The sequence below is a fragment of the Collinsella aerofaciens genome (genome assembly GCF_028209885.1).
GTDB lineage: Bacteria > Actinomycetota > Coriobacteriia > Coriobacteriales > Coriobacteriaceae > Collinsella > Collinsella aerofaciens_BA.
Genome location: NZ_JAQLEM010000008.1, coordinates 1 through 17352 on the forward strand (window position 1 = coordinate 1; position 17352 = coordinate 17352).

Here is a 17352-nt window from a genome sequence, read left to right on the forward strand (position 1 = left end):
GGTTTATCGCGAGTTCCGCACGAGCCGAAGGCCACTTAATGTGGCCTTCGTGCGAGCAGGACTGCCCGAGCAGGAAACCTTATGCCCCGCCCCTCCGGAGCCACACGGGAGCCACTGCTAAGTTATCCCCCGGCATTCAGAAAATCTAAGTGCCAAAAAATAAGATTTTTTGACTCTGTGTTGTATAACCCGCCATTCGTGGGTACCATTCAACGCGTACGCAAACAAAAAGGGTTAATTCGCGTGGTATAACCGCGCGGCCCAAAAAGGAGGAGACAAGCATGTCGTCTTTGAAGCCGCTTGCAGATCGTGTTCTGGTCAAGCCCGACGAGGCCGAGCAGAAGACCGCTTCTGGTCTGTATATCGCCAGCAACGCTCAGGAGAAGCCGCAGCGCGGCACCATCGTTGCCGTTGGCGCCGGCAAGGTCAACGACAAGGGTGAGCGCATCCCCATGGACGTCAAGGTCGGTGACGTTGTCATCTACGGTAAGTTCGGTGGCAACGAGGTCAAGGTCGACGGCGAGAAGTATCTGCTGATGCGCGCCGACGACATCTACGCCGTCGTCGAGGCCTAGTTTCGTCAGAATCTCTGATTCGTCTTTGAACGCGCCCGCCGCACAGGACTCGGAAGCGGCGACGCGAGTCACATTTCTTTTGGAGGATTACCTACCATGGCAAAGAACATTACGTTCAACACCGATGCCCGCGCTAAGCTTGCCAAGGGCGTCAACACTCTGGCCGACGCCGTTACCGTCACCATGGGCCCCAAGGGTCGCTACGTTGCGCTGCAGCGCACGTTCGGTGCCCCGACCATCACCAACGACGGCGTTTCCGTCGCCAAGGAGATCGAGCTCGAGGACAACATCGAGAACATGGGCGCTCAGCTGGTGAAGGAGGTCGCCACCAAGACCAACGACACCGTGGGTGACGGCACCACCACCGCAACCCTGCTCGCCCAGGCCATCGTCAACGACGGTCTGCGCAACGTCGCCGCTGGCGCCAACCCGCTGGCCATCCGTCGCGGCATCGACAAGGCCGTTAACGCCGCCGTCGCCGAGATGAAGAAGCAGGCCAAGCCGGTCGAGACCAAGGAGCAGATCGCTTCCGTCGGTACCATCTCCGCTGGTGACCCCGAGGTCGGCGAGAAGATCGCCGAGGCCATGGAGGTCGTGGGCAAGGACGGCGTCATCACCGTCGAGGATTCCCAGACGTTCGACATCACCATCGACACCGTCGAGGGCATGCAGTTCGACAAGGGCTATGTCTCCGCTTACTTCGTCACGGACAACGACCGCATGGAGGCCGTGATGAAGGATCCGTACATCCTCATCACCGACCAGAAGATCTCCAGCGTTCAGGACATCATGCCCGTTCTCGAGGCTGTCCAGCGCGCTGGCCGTGGCCTGCTCATCATCGCTGAGGACATCGACGGCGAGGCTCTGCCTACCCTGGTCCTCAACAAGATCCGTGGCGCCCTCAACGTCTGCGCCGTCAAGGCCCCGGGCTACGGCGATCGCCGCAAGCGCATCCTCGAGGACATCGCCGTCCTCACCGGTGGCCAGGCTGCCCTGGACGAGCTGGGCGTGAAGGTCGCTGACATCACCGCCGATATGCTCGGTACCGCTAAGTCCGTCACCATCTCCAAGGACAACACCGTCGTCGTCGGCGGCGCTGGCTCCAAGGAGGCCATCGACGCCCGTATCGCTCAGATCAAGGGCGAGATGGAGAACACCACCTCTGACTTCGACCGCGAGAAGCTCCAGGAGCGCCTGGCCAAGCTCTCCGGTGGCGTTGCCGTCATCAAGGTCGGCGCTGCTACCGAGTCCGAGCTCAAGGAGATCAAGCACCGCGTCGAGGATGCCCTGCAGGCTACCCGCGCTGCTGTCGAGGAGGGCATTGTCGCCGGTGGCGGCGTCGCCTTCATGGACGCTGCTCCTGCGCTCGACGCTGTCGAGATCGACGACCCCGAGGAGAAGATCGGCGTCGACATCGTCAAGAAGGCTCTGACCGCTCCGGTCGCTACCATCGCCAAGAACGCTGGCTTTGAGGGCGCCGTCGTGGTCGACAAGGTTGCCGAGCTGCCTGCCGGCCAGGGTCTCAACTCTGCCAACGGCGAGTGGGGCGACATGATCGAGATGGGCGTCCTCGACCCCGTCAAGGTCAGCCGCGTCACCCTTCAGAACGCTGCTTCTGTCGCCAGCCTGATCCTCATCACCGAGGCCACCGTCTCCGATGTGCCCAAGAACACTCAGCTTGAGGACGCTATCGCTGCTGCTACCGCTGGTCAGCAGGGCGGCGGTATGTACTAAGGCCGACAAGGTCTAGAACTCCCACCGGGAATCCGGGGGCGTGACGGGGCTTCTCTCCGGAACGTCCTCGGACATGCAAAGAGGCTCCGCATCGCGCTTCGCGCTGCGGAGCCTCTTTGCGTCCTGCGGAATGTTCCGGAGAGAAGCCCCGTCACGCCCCCGGATCCCCTGCGTTTACGGCCTTGAGGTCGGCGTGGGCGGAGATCGTGGCTGATGGGGATACGTGTCCCGGTCGCTGTTTCGCGGCTTTGCCGCGAAAGGCGCGTTACTTTGGGACGGGTGGGGAACGTGGTTGTTGCGGTAACTGGTCCCCGCCATAAATTACCCATGGCATACTTGCGCGAAAGCCTACTGGTGCTACACTTGCAATTGCTGTTTCAGGGCGGGGTGAAATTCCCCACTGGCGGTAAATCGGGCGGTGCCAAAGGGGCGCCGTGGTGCAGGCGAGACGCCTGCGGCCGAGCCGATGAGTCCGCGACCCGTGTGTGCGTTGGTTCGCATGCCGGCTGAACTGGTGAGATTCCAGTACCAACGGTTAGAGTCCGGATGAAAGAGGCAGGTGATCTTATGTCTGAACAGTCGCAGCATATCCATTTTGAGAACACGAATAGGTGGAGCACCAAACAGCTCGTTACCATGGCGTTGATGTGCGCCTTGGGCGCCCTGTTTATGTACGTGCAGCTGCCTATCCTTCCTTCGGCGCCGTTTTTGACGTATGACCCGTCGCTGGTACCGGCGATGGTGTGCGGGTTTGCGTATGGTCCTGGCGCCGGCACTGCTGTTGCCGCTATGGCTATCGTTATCCATGCGCTCACCACGGGTGACTGGGTCGGCGCGCTTATGAACCTGGTTGCCACGCTGGGCTACATTCTGCCTGCGGCTATCGTCTATCAGAAGATGCATACCTATAAGGGTGCCGTGATTGGCCTGGTGCTCGGCGTTATTGCCGCTACGGCGTTGTCTATGGTCGCAAACCTTACCATTGGCGTATGGTTCTGGTATGGCTCGGTCGATGTGATCGCCCCGCTCATGATTCCTGCCGTGCTGCCGTTCAACCTTATCAAGACCGTGCTTAACTCGGTGTTGACACTGGCGGTGTATAAAGCGGTCTCCAACCTCATCACGCCTAAAAAGGACCAGGTCAAAGGCCGCGCATGATTGAGTGTCGGGGCGTTTCCTTTAGCTATGACGGTGCCGTACCGGCGCTCGACGGCGTCGATCTGAATATCGAGGACGGCGAGTTTTTCTGCATCCTCGGTGGCAATGGGTCGGGCAAGTCGACGTTTGCCAAGCATCTGAATGCACTGTTGCAGCCCGATGCGGGCACGGTACGCATCAACGGCATGGATGCGTCCGACCCCGAGCTGGTCTACGACATTCGTTCGACCGCGGGCATGGTATTCCAGAATCCCGACGACCAGCTGGTGGCAACGCTTGTCGAAGATGACATTGCGTTTGGTCCCGAAAACCTAGGCGTGCCATCGGCGCAAATTGCGCAGCGCGTACGCGAGGCGCTGAAGGGCGTGGGCCTGGTGGGCTTTGAGCACCACGAGACCCATGCGCTTTCGGGCGGCCAAAAGCAGCGCGTGGCGCTTGCCGGCGTGCTTGCCATGGAACCGCGCGTGCTTATATTGGACGAGGCTTCCTCGATGCTTGATCCGCGTGGGCGCAAGGGCCTCATGAAGGCTTGCCGCGCGTTGCACGATCGCGGCATGACCATCGTGATGATTACGCACTTTATGGAAGAGGCCGCCGAGGCCGATCGTGTCGCGGTGTTTCGGGCGGGGCATGTTGCCATGCTGGGTACGCCCGAGGAGATTCTGACGCGGGCGAATGAACTCGCTCAGCTTAACCTGGATATGCCGGCGTCGTGCTGCTTAGGTAGGACACTTCGTGCGAAGGGCGTGCCCGTTTGCGCGCAGGTACGTGAGGCGGATATGGTCGCCGAGATTGCGCAGACTTATGCCGAGCGAAGTGGGGCAGGCACCGCGGGGCAGCCTTCCGCATCCCAGTTGGAAATCGCTGACGGCACTGTTCCGGTAGACAACGAGGGCAACGCGTCGGAGCCCGTCATCGAGCTATCCCATGTTTCGTACAGTTATTCGCTCAGTCCGCGCGAGCGCCGCCGCTGGCATAAGCGCTCGGCCACTGCGGGCAAATCGAGCAAACGGGCTCTCTGGGGAAACGACCCAAGCAGCCCGTGGGCGCTGCGCGATGTATCGCTGACGGTGCGTCGCGGCGAGTTCCTGGGCTTGGCAGGTCATACCGGTTCGGGTAAGTCGACGCTGGTCCAGCATCTCAACGGTTTGATTCGCCCCCAGGAGGGATCCGTTCGCGCGCTGGGGCTCGATCTGTCAAACAAGAAAGACGCCGCCGCGGTTAAGGCCAAGGTCGGCGTGGTGTTTCAATATCCTGAGCGTCAGCTGTTTGCCGAAACCGTGGCGCAGGACGTGGCGTTTGGTCCGCATAACCTTGGCTTGCCGCAAGATGAAGTCGACCGTCGTGTCGAGTCATCGCTCTCACGCGTGGGCCTCGACCTTTCCACGGTCGGCGACAAGAGTCCCTTTGAGCTTTCGGGCGGTCAGCAACGGCGTGTGGCATTCGCCGGCGTGCTCGCCATGGAGCCCGAAGTCCTGGTGCTCGATGAGCCCATGGCGGGGCTCGATCCGGCTGCGCGCAGGGATTTCCTTGAGCTTATCGATCGACTTCACCGCGATGGCCTGACCGTTGTCATGGTTTCGCACAGCATGGATGACCTGGCCAATTGCTGCGACCGTATTGTCGTGATGAACGAGGGCGCGGTGTTTGCCGAGGGCACGCCCGCTCAGGTGTTTGCGCATGCGGATGAGCTTAAATCAATCGGCTTGGGTGTTCCCGCTGCCCAACGTATGGCGCTGGCGCTTGCGAAGGCAGGCGTGCCGCTGCGCTTTGACGGCCTCTATACGGTTGAGTCGCTGGCAGATGAGTTGGTGGACCTGCTAATCGGTCGCTCGGGCGGTTCCTCTAACGTCGCGGACATTGCTAAATCCAAGACGGTCGCGCGAGAGGAGGGCTGCTGATGGAGGCGTTTTCGTTTGGCAGCTACTATCCCGGCGATAGTGCGATCCACCGCCTGGACCCGCGAACTAAGTTGCTCTTGGGCTTTGTGTTTCTGATCACGACGCTCACGGTCAGCAGCTTCCGCGGACTGGCCCCGGTCGCAATCTTCGTTGTGCTGACCTATGCCGTGTCTCGGGTGCCGGTTCGTCGCGTTCTGTCGTCGATGGCGCCGCTGCTGGCAATCGTCGTCGTGGTCGCGGTGCTCAACTTGTTTACCGATCAGAGTGGGCGCATCCTGTGGCAGCTTGGCTTTTTGCAGGTGAGCGAGGGCTCGCTGCGTTCTGCGGCGTTTATGGCGTGCCGTCTGACGTTGATGATGGCCGGCATGAGCGCCATTACACTCACCACGCCCACGCTCGACCTCACCGCGGGCTTTGAGCGTCTGCTCGCACCGTTTGCGCGCGTGGGGCTCCCTGCGCATGAGCTTGGCATGATCATGGGTATCGCGTTGCGCTTTATGCCGCAGTTCGCCACCGAGATGAAGCAGACGGCGGACGCGCAGGCAAGCCGCGGCGCGCGCGTGACGGGCGGTCCGCTCGGCGGTGTGCGCATGCTCGGCAGTGTGGCGATTCCGCTGTTCACCGGCGTGTTCCGTCATGCCGAGACGCTTTCGGCCGCCATGGATGCGCGCTGCTATCACGGCGAACAGGGACGCACGCGTCTGCATGCACTTACGTTTGGCCGCGGGGATGCACTGGCCGCGGTGGTGACGGCGCTGCTGCTCGCGTGTGTCATCGTCATCAACCTTCAACTTGTTTAGGCGCGATTCGAGCGCAAGAAAGGGGTCCCTATGACCGACAACGACCGCACGGCTCAGCTTGAGCGCGCCTGTTCGTATCTCAGGCGCATTCCGGCGTGGTATCTTGCCACGACCGATGCGAGCGACGGGCATCAGCCCCGCGTGAGGCCGTTTTCGTTTGCCATGGTTGATGATGGCAAGCTGTGGTTTTGCACGTCGCGCGACAAGGACGTATGGGCGGAGTTGAGCGCGAATCCCAAGTTTGAGGTATCGGGCTGGAAGCCGGGGGAGTGCTGGATCGTGTTGACCGGTGAGGCCGCACTTGAGGACGACGCAGTTGCGAGCGACAAGGTGCGTCAAGCGGGTTTTAAGCACATGGTGGGCATCGGTGAGGAGCACGAGAGCGCCAACGACGGCCGCCTTGCGTTCTTCTCGGTCCGCAACATCGCCGCGCGATTCTGCGATATCGACGGCAGCGAAGAGCGCCTCGAGCTCTAATTTCCCAAATTGACTACCCATTCCAAAAAGACTGGTCGGGCGACAGGAGGAAACGTGGACGGATTGAATACGGTTTTGGAGTATCTGACGTCGGTGCCGGCGTGGTATCTGGCGACGAGCGTGGACGGGCAGCCACATGTGCGTCCGTTCTCGTTTGCACAGATTCAGGACGGCAAGCTGTGGTTTGTGACAGCGCGCACTAAAGATGTGTGGCAGGAGCTGCTGCAAAACCAACGCTTTGAGGCCACGAGTTGGTGGCCGGGCCATGGCTGGCTCATCTTGCGCGGGCGTGCCGGCTTGGATGACCGGGCTTTAGACGAAATGCGCGAAGCCGGGTGGAAGCATCTAGAGCGCCTGGGCGAGCACTATGAGGGTCCTAACGACCCCACGCTCGTCTTCTTTAGCGTCGAGGATCCTGAGGCTTTTATCTGCAATCACGACGAATGGGTGCCGGTCGAGCTCTAGCCAGCTGGCTCATCCCAACAACTTAGTTTTCGCATGGACGGGCCCCGTGTTGCCCGGCGCCGTAAGGAGTGCCGGTCGATACGGGGCCCGCTCAATTTGTCAATTCCTTCAAGCGAATGTGTCGGGAATGTTTCAATGCATGAACATACAAGCCATTTACGTGTTCATGCATCTTTCGGTGCTAAAGTTTCAACCCACTTCATAACGACGGCTGCGGGATGCGCATTGGTGCATAACTGCAGACAAGGAGTCCGATATGTCTTTAAAGGTTGGAATCGTAGGTGCGGCTGGATATGCTGGCGCCGAGCTCATTCGCCTCGTGCTCGGTCATCCCGAGTTTGAACTTACTGCCATTACGTCAAACGCCGATGCTGGCCAGCCGTTGTCTGCGGTGTACCCGAGCTTTGCCGGCGTGAGCGATCTTGTCTTCACGACGCACGATGCCCCCGAGCTCAAGAACTGTGACGCGGTCTTTTTGGCCGTGCCGCACACGGCCGCCATGGCACAGGTGCCCGCCCTGCTTGCCGCGGGAGTCTCCTGCATTGACCTCTCGGCCGACTATCGCCTGAGCGATCCGGCCATCTTTGAGGCCTGGTATGCCGCCGAGCACGCGAGCCCCGAGCTACTCAAGAGCCGCGCCTTTGGTCTGCCCGAGCTGTTCTGCCAGGATTTGGAGACCGCTGCATCCGACCACGCCGATGGCAAGCCCGTACTGGTTGCCTGCGCCGGTTGCTATCCCACCGCAACGAGCCTTGCCGCCGCGCCTGCCGTGCGCGCCGGCTGGGTTGCCCAGAGCGGCCCCGTGATCGTTGACGCCATCAGCGGTGTAACGGGTGCCGGTAAGTCCTGCAACGCCCGTACGCATTTTTGCAGCGCGGACGAAAACCTGGAGGCCTATGGCGTGGGCAAGCATCGTCACACGCCCGAAATCGAGCAGATCTTGGGCCTAACCGATCGCGTCGTCTTTACCCCGCACCTGGCACCGCTCAAGCGCGGCCTGCTCTCTACGGTGACGATGCCGCTTACGCCGCAGGCTATCGATACCTTGACCCTTGAGGACGTTGTCGACCATTACAAGCAGTTCTACGCCGGTCGCACCTTCGTGCGCGTACTCGATGCCGGCCAGCAGCCCAAGACGGCTTCGGTCGTCGGCACCAACGCCGCCCAGATCGGCCTCGCGCTCAACAAACGCGCGGGCGTTCTGGTGGCTACGGGCGCCATCGACAATCTGTGCAAGGGTGCAGCAGGCCAGGCGGTCCAGTGCGCCAACATCGTCTTTGGTTTTGACGAGCGACGAGGCTTGCCCACAGTGGCGTGCCCGGTGTAGCACATTCGATTGTTGACGATTTGGTAGTCGGGCATCGAGTGGGGCGCCACTCTTAAGCTGGTCTAGTAGTTGCGACCGGTATGGCGTGCCAGCCGATGCCCGCTTTTTTATTTGATATAAGGAGTCGTAGGGACGATGAATATAGGGCAGCTCGATATCAAGATCCGCGCCGTCGAGGGTGGCGTTACGGCAGCGGCCGGCTTTAAGGCCGCGGGTATTCATGCCGGATTCCGCAAGAATCCCGAGCGCTTGGATTACGCGCTTGTCGTGCCCGATAAGCCCTGTCCCGGCGCCGGCGTGTTTACGACCAACCGCTTTTGCGCAGCGCCTGTGCAGGTGAGCCGCGCCAATCTGGGCGGCGCCGACAAGGGCTATGGCATCATCGCCGGTGTTTCTATCAACTCCGGCAACGCCAACGCCGCCACGGGCGAGACCGGTCTTGCCTGCGCGCGCGAGACCTGCAACATCGCCTCGCAGGTCATCGGCTGCGAGCCCCAGCAGATTTTGGTCGCCTCCACGGGCGTAATTGGTCAGATTCTGCCGATCGACACGTTTGAGACCGCCGTTCCTGCTGCCTACGAGGCGCTCTCCGCCCACGGTGGCGCCGATGCCGCCCGCGCTATCATGACGACCGACACGCACTCCAAGGAGTATGCTGTGTGTTACCGCAGCGAGGCCGCGGGGCACGCAGGTAATGCCTATACGGTGGGCGGTATGTGCAAGGGCTCGGGCATGATCATGCCCAACATGGCCACCATGATCGCAGTCATCACTACCGATGCCCCCGTCGAGCCGGCGGCGCTTCACGCCCTGTTACTCTCCACCGTCAAGCAGACCTTCAACAAGGTAACGGTCGACTCCGACACCTCGACTAACGACACCTGCATCATGCTTGCTTCCGGCGCTGCCGCAGATGCCGAGCCTATTGTCGAGGGCTCTGACGCCTTCGACGAGCTGGCCTTTGCCGTGCATGAAGTGTGCGAGAGCCTGGCGCGCAACATCGCCGCAGATGGCGAGGGCGCATCCAAGCTCGTGACGGTTAACGTAACCGGCGCCGTAAACGACGAGGAGGCCGATATCGCCGCCCGTGCCGTCGCCAACTCGCCGCTCGTCAAGACCTGCATCGCCGGCCACGACTGCAACTGGGGCCGCGTTGCCATGGCGCTCGGCAAGTGCGGCGTGCAGTTTAACCAAGAAGATGTGTCCATCGACATGATGGGTATGCCCGTCTGTCGCGATGGCCTGACGGTCCCCTTCGATGAGGACGAAGCCCTGCGACGTTTTGAGGCGCCCGAGATTGTGATCTCGGCAGACCTGGGCGCCGGGGACGCGGCGACCACCGTGTGGACTTGCGACCTCACGCACGAGTACATCTCCATTAACGGCGACTACCGTTCCTAGACTCCCGATGTGCCGCGCGCCCCGCTGCAATAGCGGGCAACGAGGTACGGCGCGATAGCTACACGAAAGACGAGGCAGACTATGAAGTTCGCACGCGATTGTCGCTCGAGCGAATCCAACGAAGTTACCGCGCAGTTGCTGTTCGAGGCGCTGCCGTGGATTAAGAACCTGACCGGTAAGACGGTCGTTATCAAGTACGGCGGTGCCGCCATGGTCGACGAGCAACTGCGTCGTGACGTGATGAGCGACATCGTCCTGCTCAAGATTATCGGCATGCGCCCTGTTATCGTGCACGGTGGCGGCAAGGCCATCAACGAGGCTCTCAGCCACTACGACATCCCCGTCGAGTTTAAGAACGGCCAGCGCGTGACTACGCCTGCCACGATGGATATCGTGCGCGAGGTGCTGGGCGGCAAAGTCAACCAGGAGCTGGTCGCGGCGCTCAACCACCACGGCAACCTGGCCGTGGGCGTGTCCGGCAGCGACGCCGGTACCCTTATCGCCGAGCCACTCGATCCAGAGCTCGGACGCGTAGGCAAGGTCACGCACGTCAACACCGACTATATCGAGCGTTTGCTCGACAGTGAGTACATTCCCGTTATCGCCACGGTCGCGGCGGGGGAGGACGGTGGCTTCTTCAACATCAACGCCGATACCGCCGCCGGTGCCGTTGCGGCGGCGCTTCATGCGCATAAGGCGATTTTTTTGACCGATGTCGACGGTCTGTACAAGGACTTTAGCGACAAGGATTCGCTTATCTCCAACCTGACGCTCGACGAGGTCAATGAGATGCTCTACGGCGGCGAGGTCGACAAGGGCATGATCCCCAAGCTGCGCGCCGCCGTCGATGCGCTTACCGCCGGTGTGTTCCGCGCACACATCATCAACGGCACCACGCCGCATTCGCTGCTCTTGGAGCTGCTGACCGATGCCGGCGTCGGTACTGTGATCCACTCCACCGAGACGGCCTACGAGTTCGATACGCATCCGCACCCGCTTTCGACGTTTGCGGCGCGCCTGACCGAGAACCTCGACGAGGTCGAGAAGCTCCAGACGGTCTAGCTGACCCACGGTCGTCGCGTCCCTGCACCCATAGCCCTGCGCCGTACGGCGCCCAACGAAAGGCATCCCATGTCACTTGCAACTCAACAATCGCTCGAATCCCATTACGTTATGCATACCTTTGGTCGCTCTCCGGTAGAGTTTGTCGAAGGCCACGGCATGAAGCTCACCGGCGACGATGGCCGTGAGTACCTCGACTTTCTTGCCGGCATCGGCGTGTGCAGCCTAGGTCATGGCGACCCGGCTGTGCTCTCGGCGCTCGAGGCGCAGACAAAAAAGCTCATGCATGTCTCCAATTACTTCTACATCGAGCAGCGTGGACAGGTCGCGGCGCTGCTGTCCAAGCTTGCCAACGACGACGTGGACAGTGCACGCGTGATTGCCGATGCCATTGCCGCCGGCGATGAGACCACGGCCGCTGCGCTCGGTGCCCCGGCTGCGGACGAGCAGGTGTGGGAGACGTTCTTTGCTAATTCTGGTGCTGAAGCCAACGAGGGCTCGATGAAGCTCGCGCGTCTGTACGCCAAGCGTGCTGGTAACGGCGGCAACACCATCGTATGCATGCGCGGCGGCTTCCACGGCCGTACGCTCGAGACCATTGCCGCCACCATGCAGGATTGGCTGCAGGATAGCTTCCGCCCGCTGCCGGGCGGCTTTGTGGCCTGCACACCCAACGATGTCGATGAGCTGCGTGCAATCTTTAAGCAGCTGGGAAGCGAGATTTGCGCCGTCATGCTCGAGCCGATTCAGGGCGAGAGCGGTGTGCACCCCATGACCGAGGAGTTTATGGCGGCAGCGCGCGACTTGGCACACGAGGTGGGTGCCGTTCTTATCGCCGACGAGGTCCAGTGTGGCATCTTCCGCTCCGGCAAGCCGTTTGCATTCCAGACCTATGGCGTGGAGCCCGACATTATGAGCCTTGCCAAGGGGATTGCCGATGGCGTGCCCATGGGTGCCGTGGTGGCAAAGAAGGAGATCGCCGACGTGTTTAAGCCGGGTGACCACGGCTCGACCTTTGGCGGTAGTTGCTTGGCTGTCGCGGCGTGCGCCGCGACGCTCTCCGCGCTTGTGCGCGGCGACTACGCTGAGCATGCCGCCAAGGTGGGTGCTTATATGGAGCAGGCTCTGGCCAAGCTTCCGCACGTTACCGAGGTACGCGGTCGCGGCTTAATGCTCGGCTGCGATCTGGATGACGCTGCGGGCGATGCGCATGATATTGTTGCCCGCGCGCTGGCCGCCGGCGCCGTGATTAACGCTACTGGTGCCCACACGCTGCGTTTCCTGCCGCCGCTTGTCTGCGAGGAAGCCGACGTGGACAGCCTGATCGAGATTTTGTCGGACGTTTTGGCCTAACACAGCGCAATAACTCAATTTGGACTGGGTTCCGGACTGCGGACGTGCCATATGCGGCACGATTCAGCGGTCTGGAGCCCGTTTTGTTATCGATTTACCATGGCTGGGATAGGCCGTGTGCAAAAAGTGGCAAATATGAGTACGGGCACTAACTTCGTAACATATAAATTAGGCGTTTTTAGATGAGTTGGGCCACATATGTCCAGTTTTGTAGTAACTAAATTGGCTTAACTGGACTATCAGTCGTCGTCCCAATGTCGGATTTGCCTTTTATGACTTCGAAAACGCTGCTACCAAAAAGGTAGCAGTACTCATATTTGGCATTTTTTGCACACGGGTATTCGCCAAGGGTCCATTTCGCCGCTCGCTTTCGCTTCGGGCCTACGGCCCTCGCGTGCTGCGCTGGAAAACGCTTACGCGTTTCCTCAGCTCCGCACCCTTGCGGGTTCGAATCCCTCTGCGATGGGCCCGAAAAAGGAAAGGCCTCCATCGCTGGAGGCCTAACAATTCAGTGGTGGGCGATGAGGGATGTCCGCGTGCGGCTGGCGCCGCCCGCGCCCCGCTTCGTCGCTTCGCTCCTCGCGTGCTGCGCTGGAAAACGCTTCGCGTTTCCTCAGCTCCGCACCCTTGCGGGTTCGAATCCCTCTGCACGGGGCCCAAAAAGGAAAGGCCCCCATCGCTGGGAGCCTTTTCAATCAAGTGGTGGGCGATGAGGGATTCGAACCCCCAGCCTTGTGCGTGTAAAGCACCTGCGCTAACCGTTGCGCCAATCGCCCGCAGGGATTGAGTATAGCGGAAACCCCGTGCTGTTCACCGCTAATTCATAACGAAACTTACGCGGCGACTTCGGCGCCCTTGTCCTCGTCGATAAAGAAGCGCTTGTACCAGATGAGGAACGTCAACGTGGTATAGATCTTGCGCTGGTTGAGCGCGCGACCCTCAAAGTGATCGTCAAGCAGTTTCATGAGCGCATCGGTGTCAAAGAAATCGGCAGCCCACGGTGCGGTGAAGTATTCCTTTACGTAGTCGTAGTACTTTTGCTCGCGCAGCCAGAACTTGACCGGTACGGGGAAGCCCACCTTCTTGCGCGTTGCCCACTCGTCGGGCAGCGTGCGGTTGGCAGCGTGACGCAGAACGAGCTTGCAGCCTTCTTCGTTAACACGGTAGTTGGCGGGAATGTGCTCGGCAAACTCCATGACCTTCTTGTCCAGGAACGGGACGCGAAGCTCCAGAGAATGCGCCATGCACATCTTGTCTGCCTTGAGCAGGATATCGCCCGGTAGCCACATGTTCATATCCAGATACTGTTTCTTGGAAAGCTCGCAGCAGTTGGGAACCTGCTTGTAGTACTCGGCGCACATTTCGGCGGCGTTCTTGCCGGTGTCATAAGCGGGCTTGAGCACCTCGTCGACCTCGGAGGGATCGAACACCTTTGCCTGACCCACATACCAGCGCTCGGGAACCTCGGCGCATTTCGTCAGGAAGTTGTGGCCCTTAAAGTAGGGGAGATGCTGAACGAGCGAGCCCAGGGCGCGACGTACGCCGAGCGGCACGCGCTTCTTAAAGGAGCGCATCTCGGGGGTGTCCTCGTACCACTCGTAGCCGGCAAACAGCTCGTCGGCACCCTCGCCCGAAAGGACGACGGTGACCTCCTCGGAAGCCATCTGCGCCAGATAGTACAGCGGCACGCTGGACAGGTTCGATTGCGGCTCGTCCATGTGGTACTGGATATCGGGCAGTGCATCGAAGAACTCGTCGGCGGTAATCATCTTGCGCACGTTCTTGATGCCCAGCTTGTCGGAAAGCTCGGCAGCGTAGTTGGTCTCGTTGAAGTTCTTGTAATCAAAGCCGACAGAATACGTGGTGTCGGGCATGAGACAGGCGGCAATGTAGCTGGAGTCCACGCCGCCAGAAAGGAACGAGCCCACCTTAACATCGGCGATTCGGTGTGCAGCGACGCTTTCGTGCACGACCTTGTCGCACTCGTCCACGTACTCCTCGAAGGTCTTGGAGTTGTCGTCGGTGAAGTCACAGCTCCAGTAACGCTTGATGTCCATGGTGTTGGTCGTCAGGTCATACGTAAAGCAATGCGCCGGGGCAAGCTTGAACACGCCCTTAAAGAAGGTCTCCTCCGTGGCGGGGAATTGCAGCGTCAGGTAGGGGCGTAGCGCGTCGTGGTTGACAGCCTTCTCAAACTTGGGATGGTCCAGGAAGCTCTTGATCTCGGAGCCAAGCAGCAGCGAGCCATCGGATGCCTGGTAGTAATAAAACGGCTTGATACCAAAGATGTCACGAGCGCCAAAGAGCTTGTTCTTGTTCTGGTCGTGGATCACGAACGCGTACATGCCGCGTAGGCGGTTGACCAGGTCCTCGCCCCACTCCTCGTAACCGTGTACCAGGACCTCGGTATCGGCGTTGCAGTGGAAGGCGTAGCCGGCTGCCTCCAGCTCGGCGCGAAGCTCCTGGAAGTTGTAGATCTCTCCGTTGAAGACAATCGTGACCTTGCCGTCGTCGCTCGACATGGGCTGAGCTCCAGCTTCGGAAAGATCAAGAATCGAAAGACGACGGAAGCCAAGGGCAACGTTGTTGACGATATGCTGGCCGCCCATATCGGGACCACGGTGGATGATGCGATTCATCATAGCCGTGAGAACCAGCTCACTCTGTTCATCTGTACCGGTAAAACCGACAAAACCGCACATGCAAGATCCTTTCTGCTGACGGCTCAGGTGTACTGCCGCAAGGATTGTGGCAGCTGATGTCAAATAATCTTTACTATCATGCCAATCTTTTGTTTCGTGATAGGGCATAAGCGCCGAGCGAACCGAAAAAACCACGCCCGATCTTCAGATGAAGCGGCGGGTCGTGGTTGTGAACGCTATGTATGAGCGGTTAGCGCTTGCTGCGCTCGGCGAGACGGTGCTCCACCTTGGTGACGATGTGGATGAGCGGAATCGTCACGACCAGATAGTAAAGTGCGGCGCAAATGTAGGGCGTAATGTTGCCCGTGGTGGCCGTGAGGTTTTTGGAGAACAGCATGAGCTCCATGACGCCAACGCTCGAAAGCAGTGACGTGTCCTTGTACAGCATAACGAACTCGCTGGTCATAGTCGGTATAACGTAACGTACGGCTTGCGGGATCACGATGCGCGACATAACTTGGGACCAAGTCATGCCAAGCGAGTAGGCAGCTTCCGCTTGACCATGCGGTACGCTCTCGATGCCGGCGCGGAAAATCTCGGCAAGATAGGCCGAGCAGTTGATGGCTAGGACGCCAACGCCGAGCGGCAGATTGGGCACGTTGAGACCGATCATAGGGAACCCAAAGAACGCAATGTAGATCTGCAGGAAGAGCGGGGTTCCGCGCAGGACGTTGATGTATGTTACGGCGATGCCGCGCAGCATACGACTATGACTGATTTTCATAAAGGCAAACAGCAAGCCGATGGGGATGGCGAGCGGAAAACCGATGGCGGTCACGGCAAGTGCTATGCCCCAGCCCTTAAAGAGCGAGGCGATTGAGGTGACGATAATCTGCGGCTTGCAGAACATGCCCAAAAACGGGTTGGAGTTCCATGCGGCAACCCAAGGCTGGGCATCGAGCCAGGCGACGATTTCTTGCACCATGGTGCTCTCCGAGACGCTGATGGTGTTGCTCTCGGGAAGATCTCGCTTGTCGCCGTCGACGACATAGCTGCCGGTGACGGCATAGGCACCCGCGTTGCTCGGGAATACGACGTCGGGGACGACAACGCGAATCTGCGAGCCGGCAGCGACGGGATCGGCGAACTTGATGACGAGTTTTGAGCCGTTCAACGAGCACGATGCCTTGACACCCGTCTGGTTCAGTCCGTCGAGCAGCGTGACCTTAACATCGGTGTTTTCAAACGATCCGCCCTCGGGCAGCTCAAGCTCAATTTGCGAGACGTCGCCCTCGTCGCTACCCGTTGTCGCTTCCCAGGTCAGGCGGGTTGCGATGCCGCCGAGCACGCCGCTGCCGCCGTCTTCGTTTGACTTGGCGGTCGCCGAGGTGACGGCGAGTGAAGCGCCCGTCGCGTCCTCTGAGCTCGAGGCATCCTCGTTATCGGACCCGCTCGTGGGTGCCATGCCAAACCACTTCTCGTACAGTTTGTCATAGGCGCCGGAGCTCTTGATCTTGGCAAGGGCATCGTTGATGGCCTGTGTCAGCTCGGGGTTGTCTTTAGAGACGGCAATGCCAAACTGCTCGCCCGTCGGAACCTCTTTGATGATCTCCATGCCGGTAAAGGAATTCGAAACCATCCACTGCTCAACGGGCAGATCGCATACGACCGCCTGGCACTGACCACTCATGACGGCGGTGAAGGCTGCCGTCCAGTCGTCAAAGTTGACGGTGGTTGCCTGCGGCAGGTTTTCGATTGCCCACTCTTCGGACGTGGTACCCGACTGCACGGCAATTTTGACGCCCGGTGCGTTGAGGCTATCGACCGTGTCGTATCCAGTGTTCTTTGCAACTGCGACGCCCTGGTTGGAGTCGATATAGGGGTCGGTGAAGTCGACCTCTTTCTTGCGCTCATCGGTAATCGTGATGTTACATGCGCCGACATCAGTCTTTACACCCTGTTTGACCATGGGGATAATGCCGTCGAACTTTTGCGCCGGCAAGTAGTTGAGCTCCAGACCGAGCTCGTCCGCGATCATGCCCATGAGTTCATAGGTAAAGCCCTGGTCTTCGCCGGAATCGTTGACGTATTCAAACGGGGGTGTGGCCAAGTCACTTGCGACGGTGAACTTGCCATTCTCGACGAGTGTGTAGGTGCTCGAGGCGTTCTGGGAGGACGAACAGCCGCTCGCGCCGATGGTGGTGGCAAGGGCCACAACGATCGTCGCGAAGGCGCAGACGATGCGCCGGGTCAACTGGACATGTGCCGAGCGGTGGCGACGTTCGAAGTGTCGTTTCATCTGGAATCCTTTGCTTGGGCATGATGGGTCGGCATTGTGGGTCAATGAGGCGCATCAAGACATTTGGATAAAGAATAGCACCCAGATTTCCTTGTTTTTACACGGGGTGGACACTGTTGTCATTTATTGGCCCACAGCACAGTCCATGCAATTTTTTA

General features: G+C 60.0%; 13 protein-coding genes, 1 tRNA gene and 1 riboswitch. Of the genes, 11 read left to right on the plus strand and 3 right to left on the minus strand.

Annotated elements, in window-relative coordinates; all coding sequences use genetic code 11:
- The first annotated feature begins 281 nt into the window (after positions 1–281).
- The 11 genes from groES (at position 282) to PMX21_RS03150 (ending at position 12253) form a co-directional block, all read left to right on the plus strand.
- Positions 282–575, plus strand: a complete 294-nt coding sequence (gene groES / locus PMX21_RS03100) for a co-chaperone GroES (protein WP_022094351.1) — start codon at positions 282–284, stop codon at positions 573–575.
- Between the two features lie 96 nt (positions 576–671).
- Positions 672–2309, plus strand: a complete 1638-nt coding sequence (gene groL / locus PMX21_RS03105) for a chaperonin GroEL (RefSeq protein WP_006234938.1) — start codon at positions 672–674, stop codon at positions 2307–2309.
- Positions 2310–2678: 369 nt separating this feature from the next.
- Positions 2679–2871: riboswitch (FMN riboswitch) on the plus strand.
- 5 nt (positions 2872–2876) lie between these two features.
- On the plus strand, positions 2877–3467 hold the full coding sequence (locus PMX21_RS03110) for an ECF transporter S component (RefSeq protein WP_055252299.1): 591 nt from the start codon (positions 2877–2879) through the stop codon (positions 3465–3467).
- Complete coding sequence (locus PMX21_RS03115; RefSeq protein ID WP_271757994.1) at positions 3464–5368, plus strand: energy-coupling factor transporter ATPase; 1905 nt, start codon at positions 3464–3466, stop codon at positions 5366–5368. The genes PMX21_RS03110 and PMX21_RS03115 overlap by 4 nt, the downstream gene beginning before the upstream one ends.
- Positions 5368–6168 carry an energy-coupling factor transporter transmembrane component T family protein gene (locus tag PMX21_RS03120; RefSeq protein ID WP_271757996.1) on the plus strand — a complete coding sequence of 267 codons (801 nt, stop codon included), beginning with the start codon at positions 5368–5370 and terminating at the stop codon, positions 6166–6168. Before PMX21_RS03115 ends, PMX21_RS03120 begins: the two co-directional genes overlap by 1 nt.
- A gap of 30 nt (positions 6169–6198) precedes the next feature.
- Positions 6199–6645, plus strand: coding sequence for a pyridoxamine 5'-phosphate oxidase family protein (locus PMX21_RS03125; RefSeq protein WP_055309439.1), 447 nt, complete (start codon positions 6199–6201; stop codon positions 6643–6645).
- A gap of 54 nt (positions 6646–6699) precedes the next feature.
- Positions 6700–7110, plus strand: coding sequence for a pyridoxamine 5'-phosphate oxidase family protein (locus PMX21_RS03130; RefSeq protein ID WP_099432117.1), 411 nt, complete (start codon positions 6700–6702; stop codon positions 7108–7110).
- Between the two features lie 256 nt (positions 7111–7366).
- Positions 7367–8437, plus strand: a complete 1071-nt coding sequence (gene argC / locus PMX21_RS03135) for an N-acetyl-gamma-glutamyl-phosphate reductase (RefSeq protein ID WP_271757997.1) — start codon at positions 7367–7369, stop codon at positions 8435–8437.
- 135 nt (positions 8438–8572) lie between these two features.
- Positions 8573–9838, plus strand: a complete 1266-nt coding sequence (gene argJ / locus PMX21_RS03140) for a bifunctional glutamate N-acetyltransferase/amino-acid acetyltransferase ArgJ (RefSeq protein WP_271757998.1) — start codon at positions 8573–8575, stop codon at positions 9836–9838.
- A gap of 81 nt (positions 9839–9919) precedes the next feature.
- Positions 9920–10900 carry an acetylglutamate kinase gene (gene argB / locus PMX21_RS03145; RefSeq protein ID WP_117765156.1) on the plus strand — a complete coding sequence of 327 codons (981 nt, stop codon included), beginning with the start codon at positions 9920–9922 and terminating at the stop codon, positions 10898–10900.
- Between the two features lie 69 nt (positions 10901–10969).
- Positions 10970–12253, plus strand: a complete 1284-nt coding sequence (locus tag PMX21_RS03150) for an aspartate aminotransferase family protein (protein ID WP_271757999.1) — start codon at positions 10970–10972, stop codon at positions 12251–12253.
- A gap of 700 nt (positions 12254–12953) precedes the next feature.
- Here PMX21_RS03150 and PMX21_RS03155 read toward each other — a convergent pair.
- From PMX21_RS03155 to PMX21_RS03165, 3 genes are all read right to left on the minus strand, one after another.
- A tRNA-Val gene (locus PMX21_RS03155) sits at positions 12954–13029 on the minus strand.
- A gap of 57 nt (positions 13030–13086) precedes the next feature.
- Entirely contained in the window at positions 13087–14955 is a 1869-nt protein-coding gene (asnB, locus tag PMX21_RS03160; RefSeq protein ID WP_271758001.1) for an asparagine synthase (glutamine-hydrolyzing), read from the minus strand.
- 190 nt (positions 14956–15145) lie between these two features.
- Entirely contained in the window at positions 15146–17194 is a 2049-nt protein-coding gene (locus PMX21_RS03165) for an ABC transporter permease subunit (RefSeq protein ID WP_271758003.1), read from the minus strand.
- Positions 17195–17352 lie beyond the last annotated feature (158 nt).

What these genes read in the sequence shown, in the direction of transcription:
- groES (WP_022094351.1), top strand. Translation starts at nt 282, where the DNA reads ATGTCGTCTTTGAAGCCGCTTGCAGATCGTGTTCTGGTCAAGCCCGAC.
- groL (WP_006234938.1), top strand. Translation starts at nt 672, where the DNA reads ATGGCAAAGAACATTACGTTCAACACCGATGCCCGCGCTAAGCTTGCC.
- PMX21_RS03110 (WP_055252299.1), top strand. Translation starts at nt 2,877, where the DNA reads ATGTCTGAACAGTCGCAGCATATCCATTTTGAGAACACGAATAGGTGG.
- PMX21_RS03115 (WP_271757994.1), top strand. Translation starts at nt 3,464, where the DNA reads ATGATTGAGTGTCGGGGCGTTTCCTTTAGCTATGACGGTGCCGTACCG.
- PMX21_RS03120 (WP_271757996.1), top strand. Translation starts at nt 5,368, where the DNA reads ATGGAGGCGTTTTCGTTTGGCAGCTACTATCCCGGCGATAGTGCGATC.
- PMX21_RS03125 (WP_055309439.1), top strand. Translation starts at nt 6,199, where the DNA reads ATGACCGACAACGACCGCACGGCTCAGCTTGAGCGCGCCTGTTCGTAT.
- argC (WP_271757997.1), top strand. Translation starts at nt 7,367, where the DNA reads ATGTCTTTAAAGGTTGGAATCGTAGGTGCGGCTGGATATGCTGGCGCC.
- argJ (WP_271757998.1), top strand. Translation starts at nt 8,573, where the DNA reads ATGAATATAGGGCAGCTCGATATCAAGATCCGCGCCGTCGAGGGTGGC.
- argB (WP_117765156.1), top strand. Translation starts at nt 9,920, where the DNA reads ATGAAGTTCGCACGCGATTGTCGCTCGAGCGAATCCAACGAAGTTACC.
- PMX21_RS03150 (WP_271757999.1), top strand. Translation starts at nt 10,970, where the DNA reads ATGTCACTTGCAACTCAACAATCGCTCGAATCCCATTACGTTATGCAT.
- asnB (WP_271758001.1), bottom strand. Translation starts at nt 14,955, where the DNA reads ATGTGCGGTTTTGTCGGTTTTACCGGTACAGATGAACAGAGTGAGCTG.
- PMX21_RS03165 (WP_271758003.1), bottom strand. Translation starts at nt 17,194, where the DNA reads ATGAAACGACACTTCGAACGTCGCCACCGCTCGGCACATGTCCAGTTG.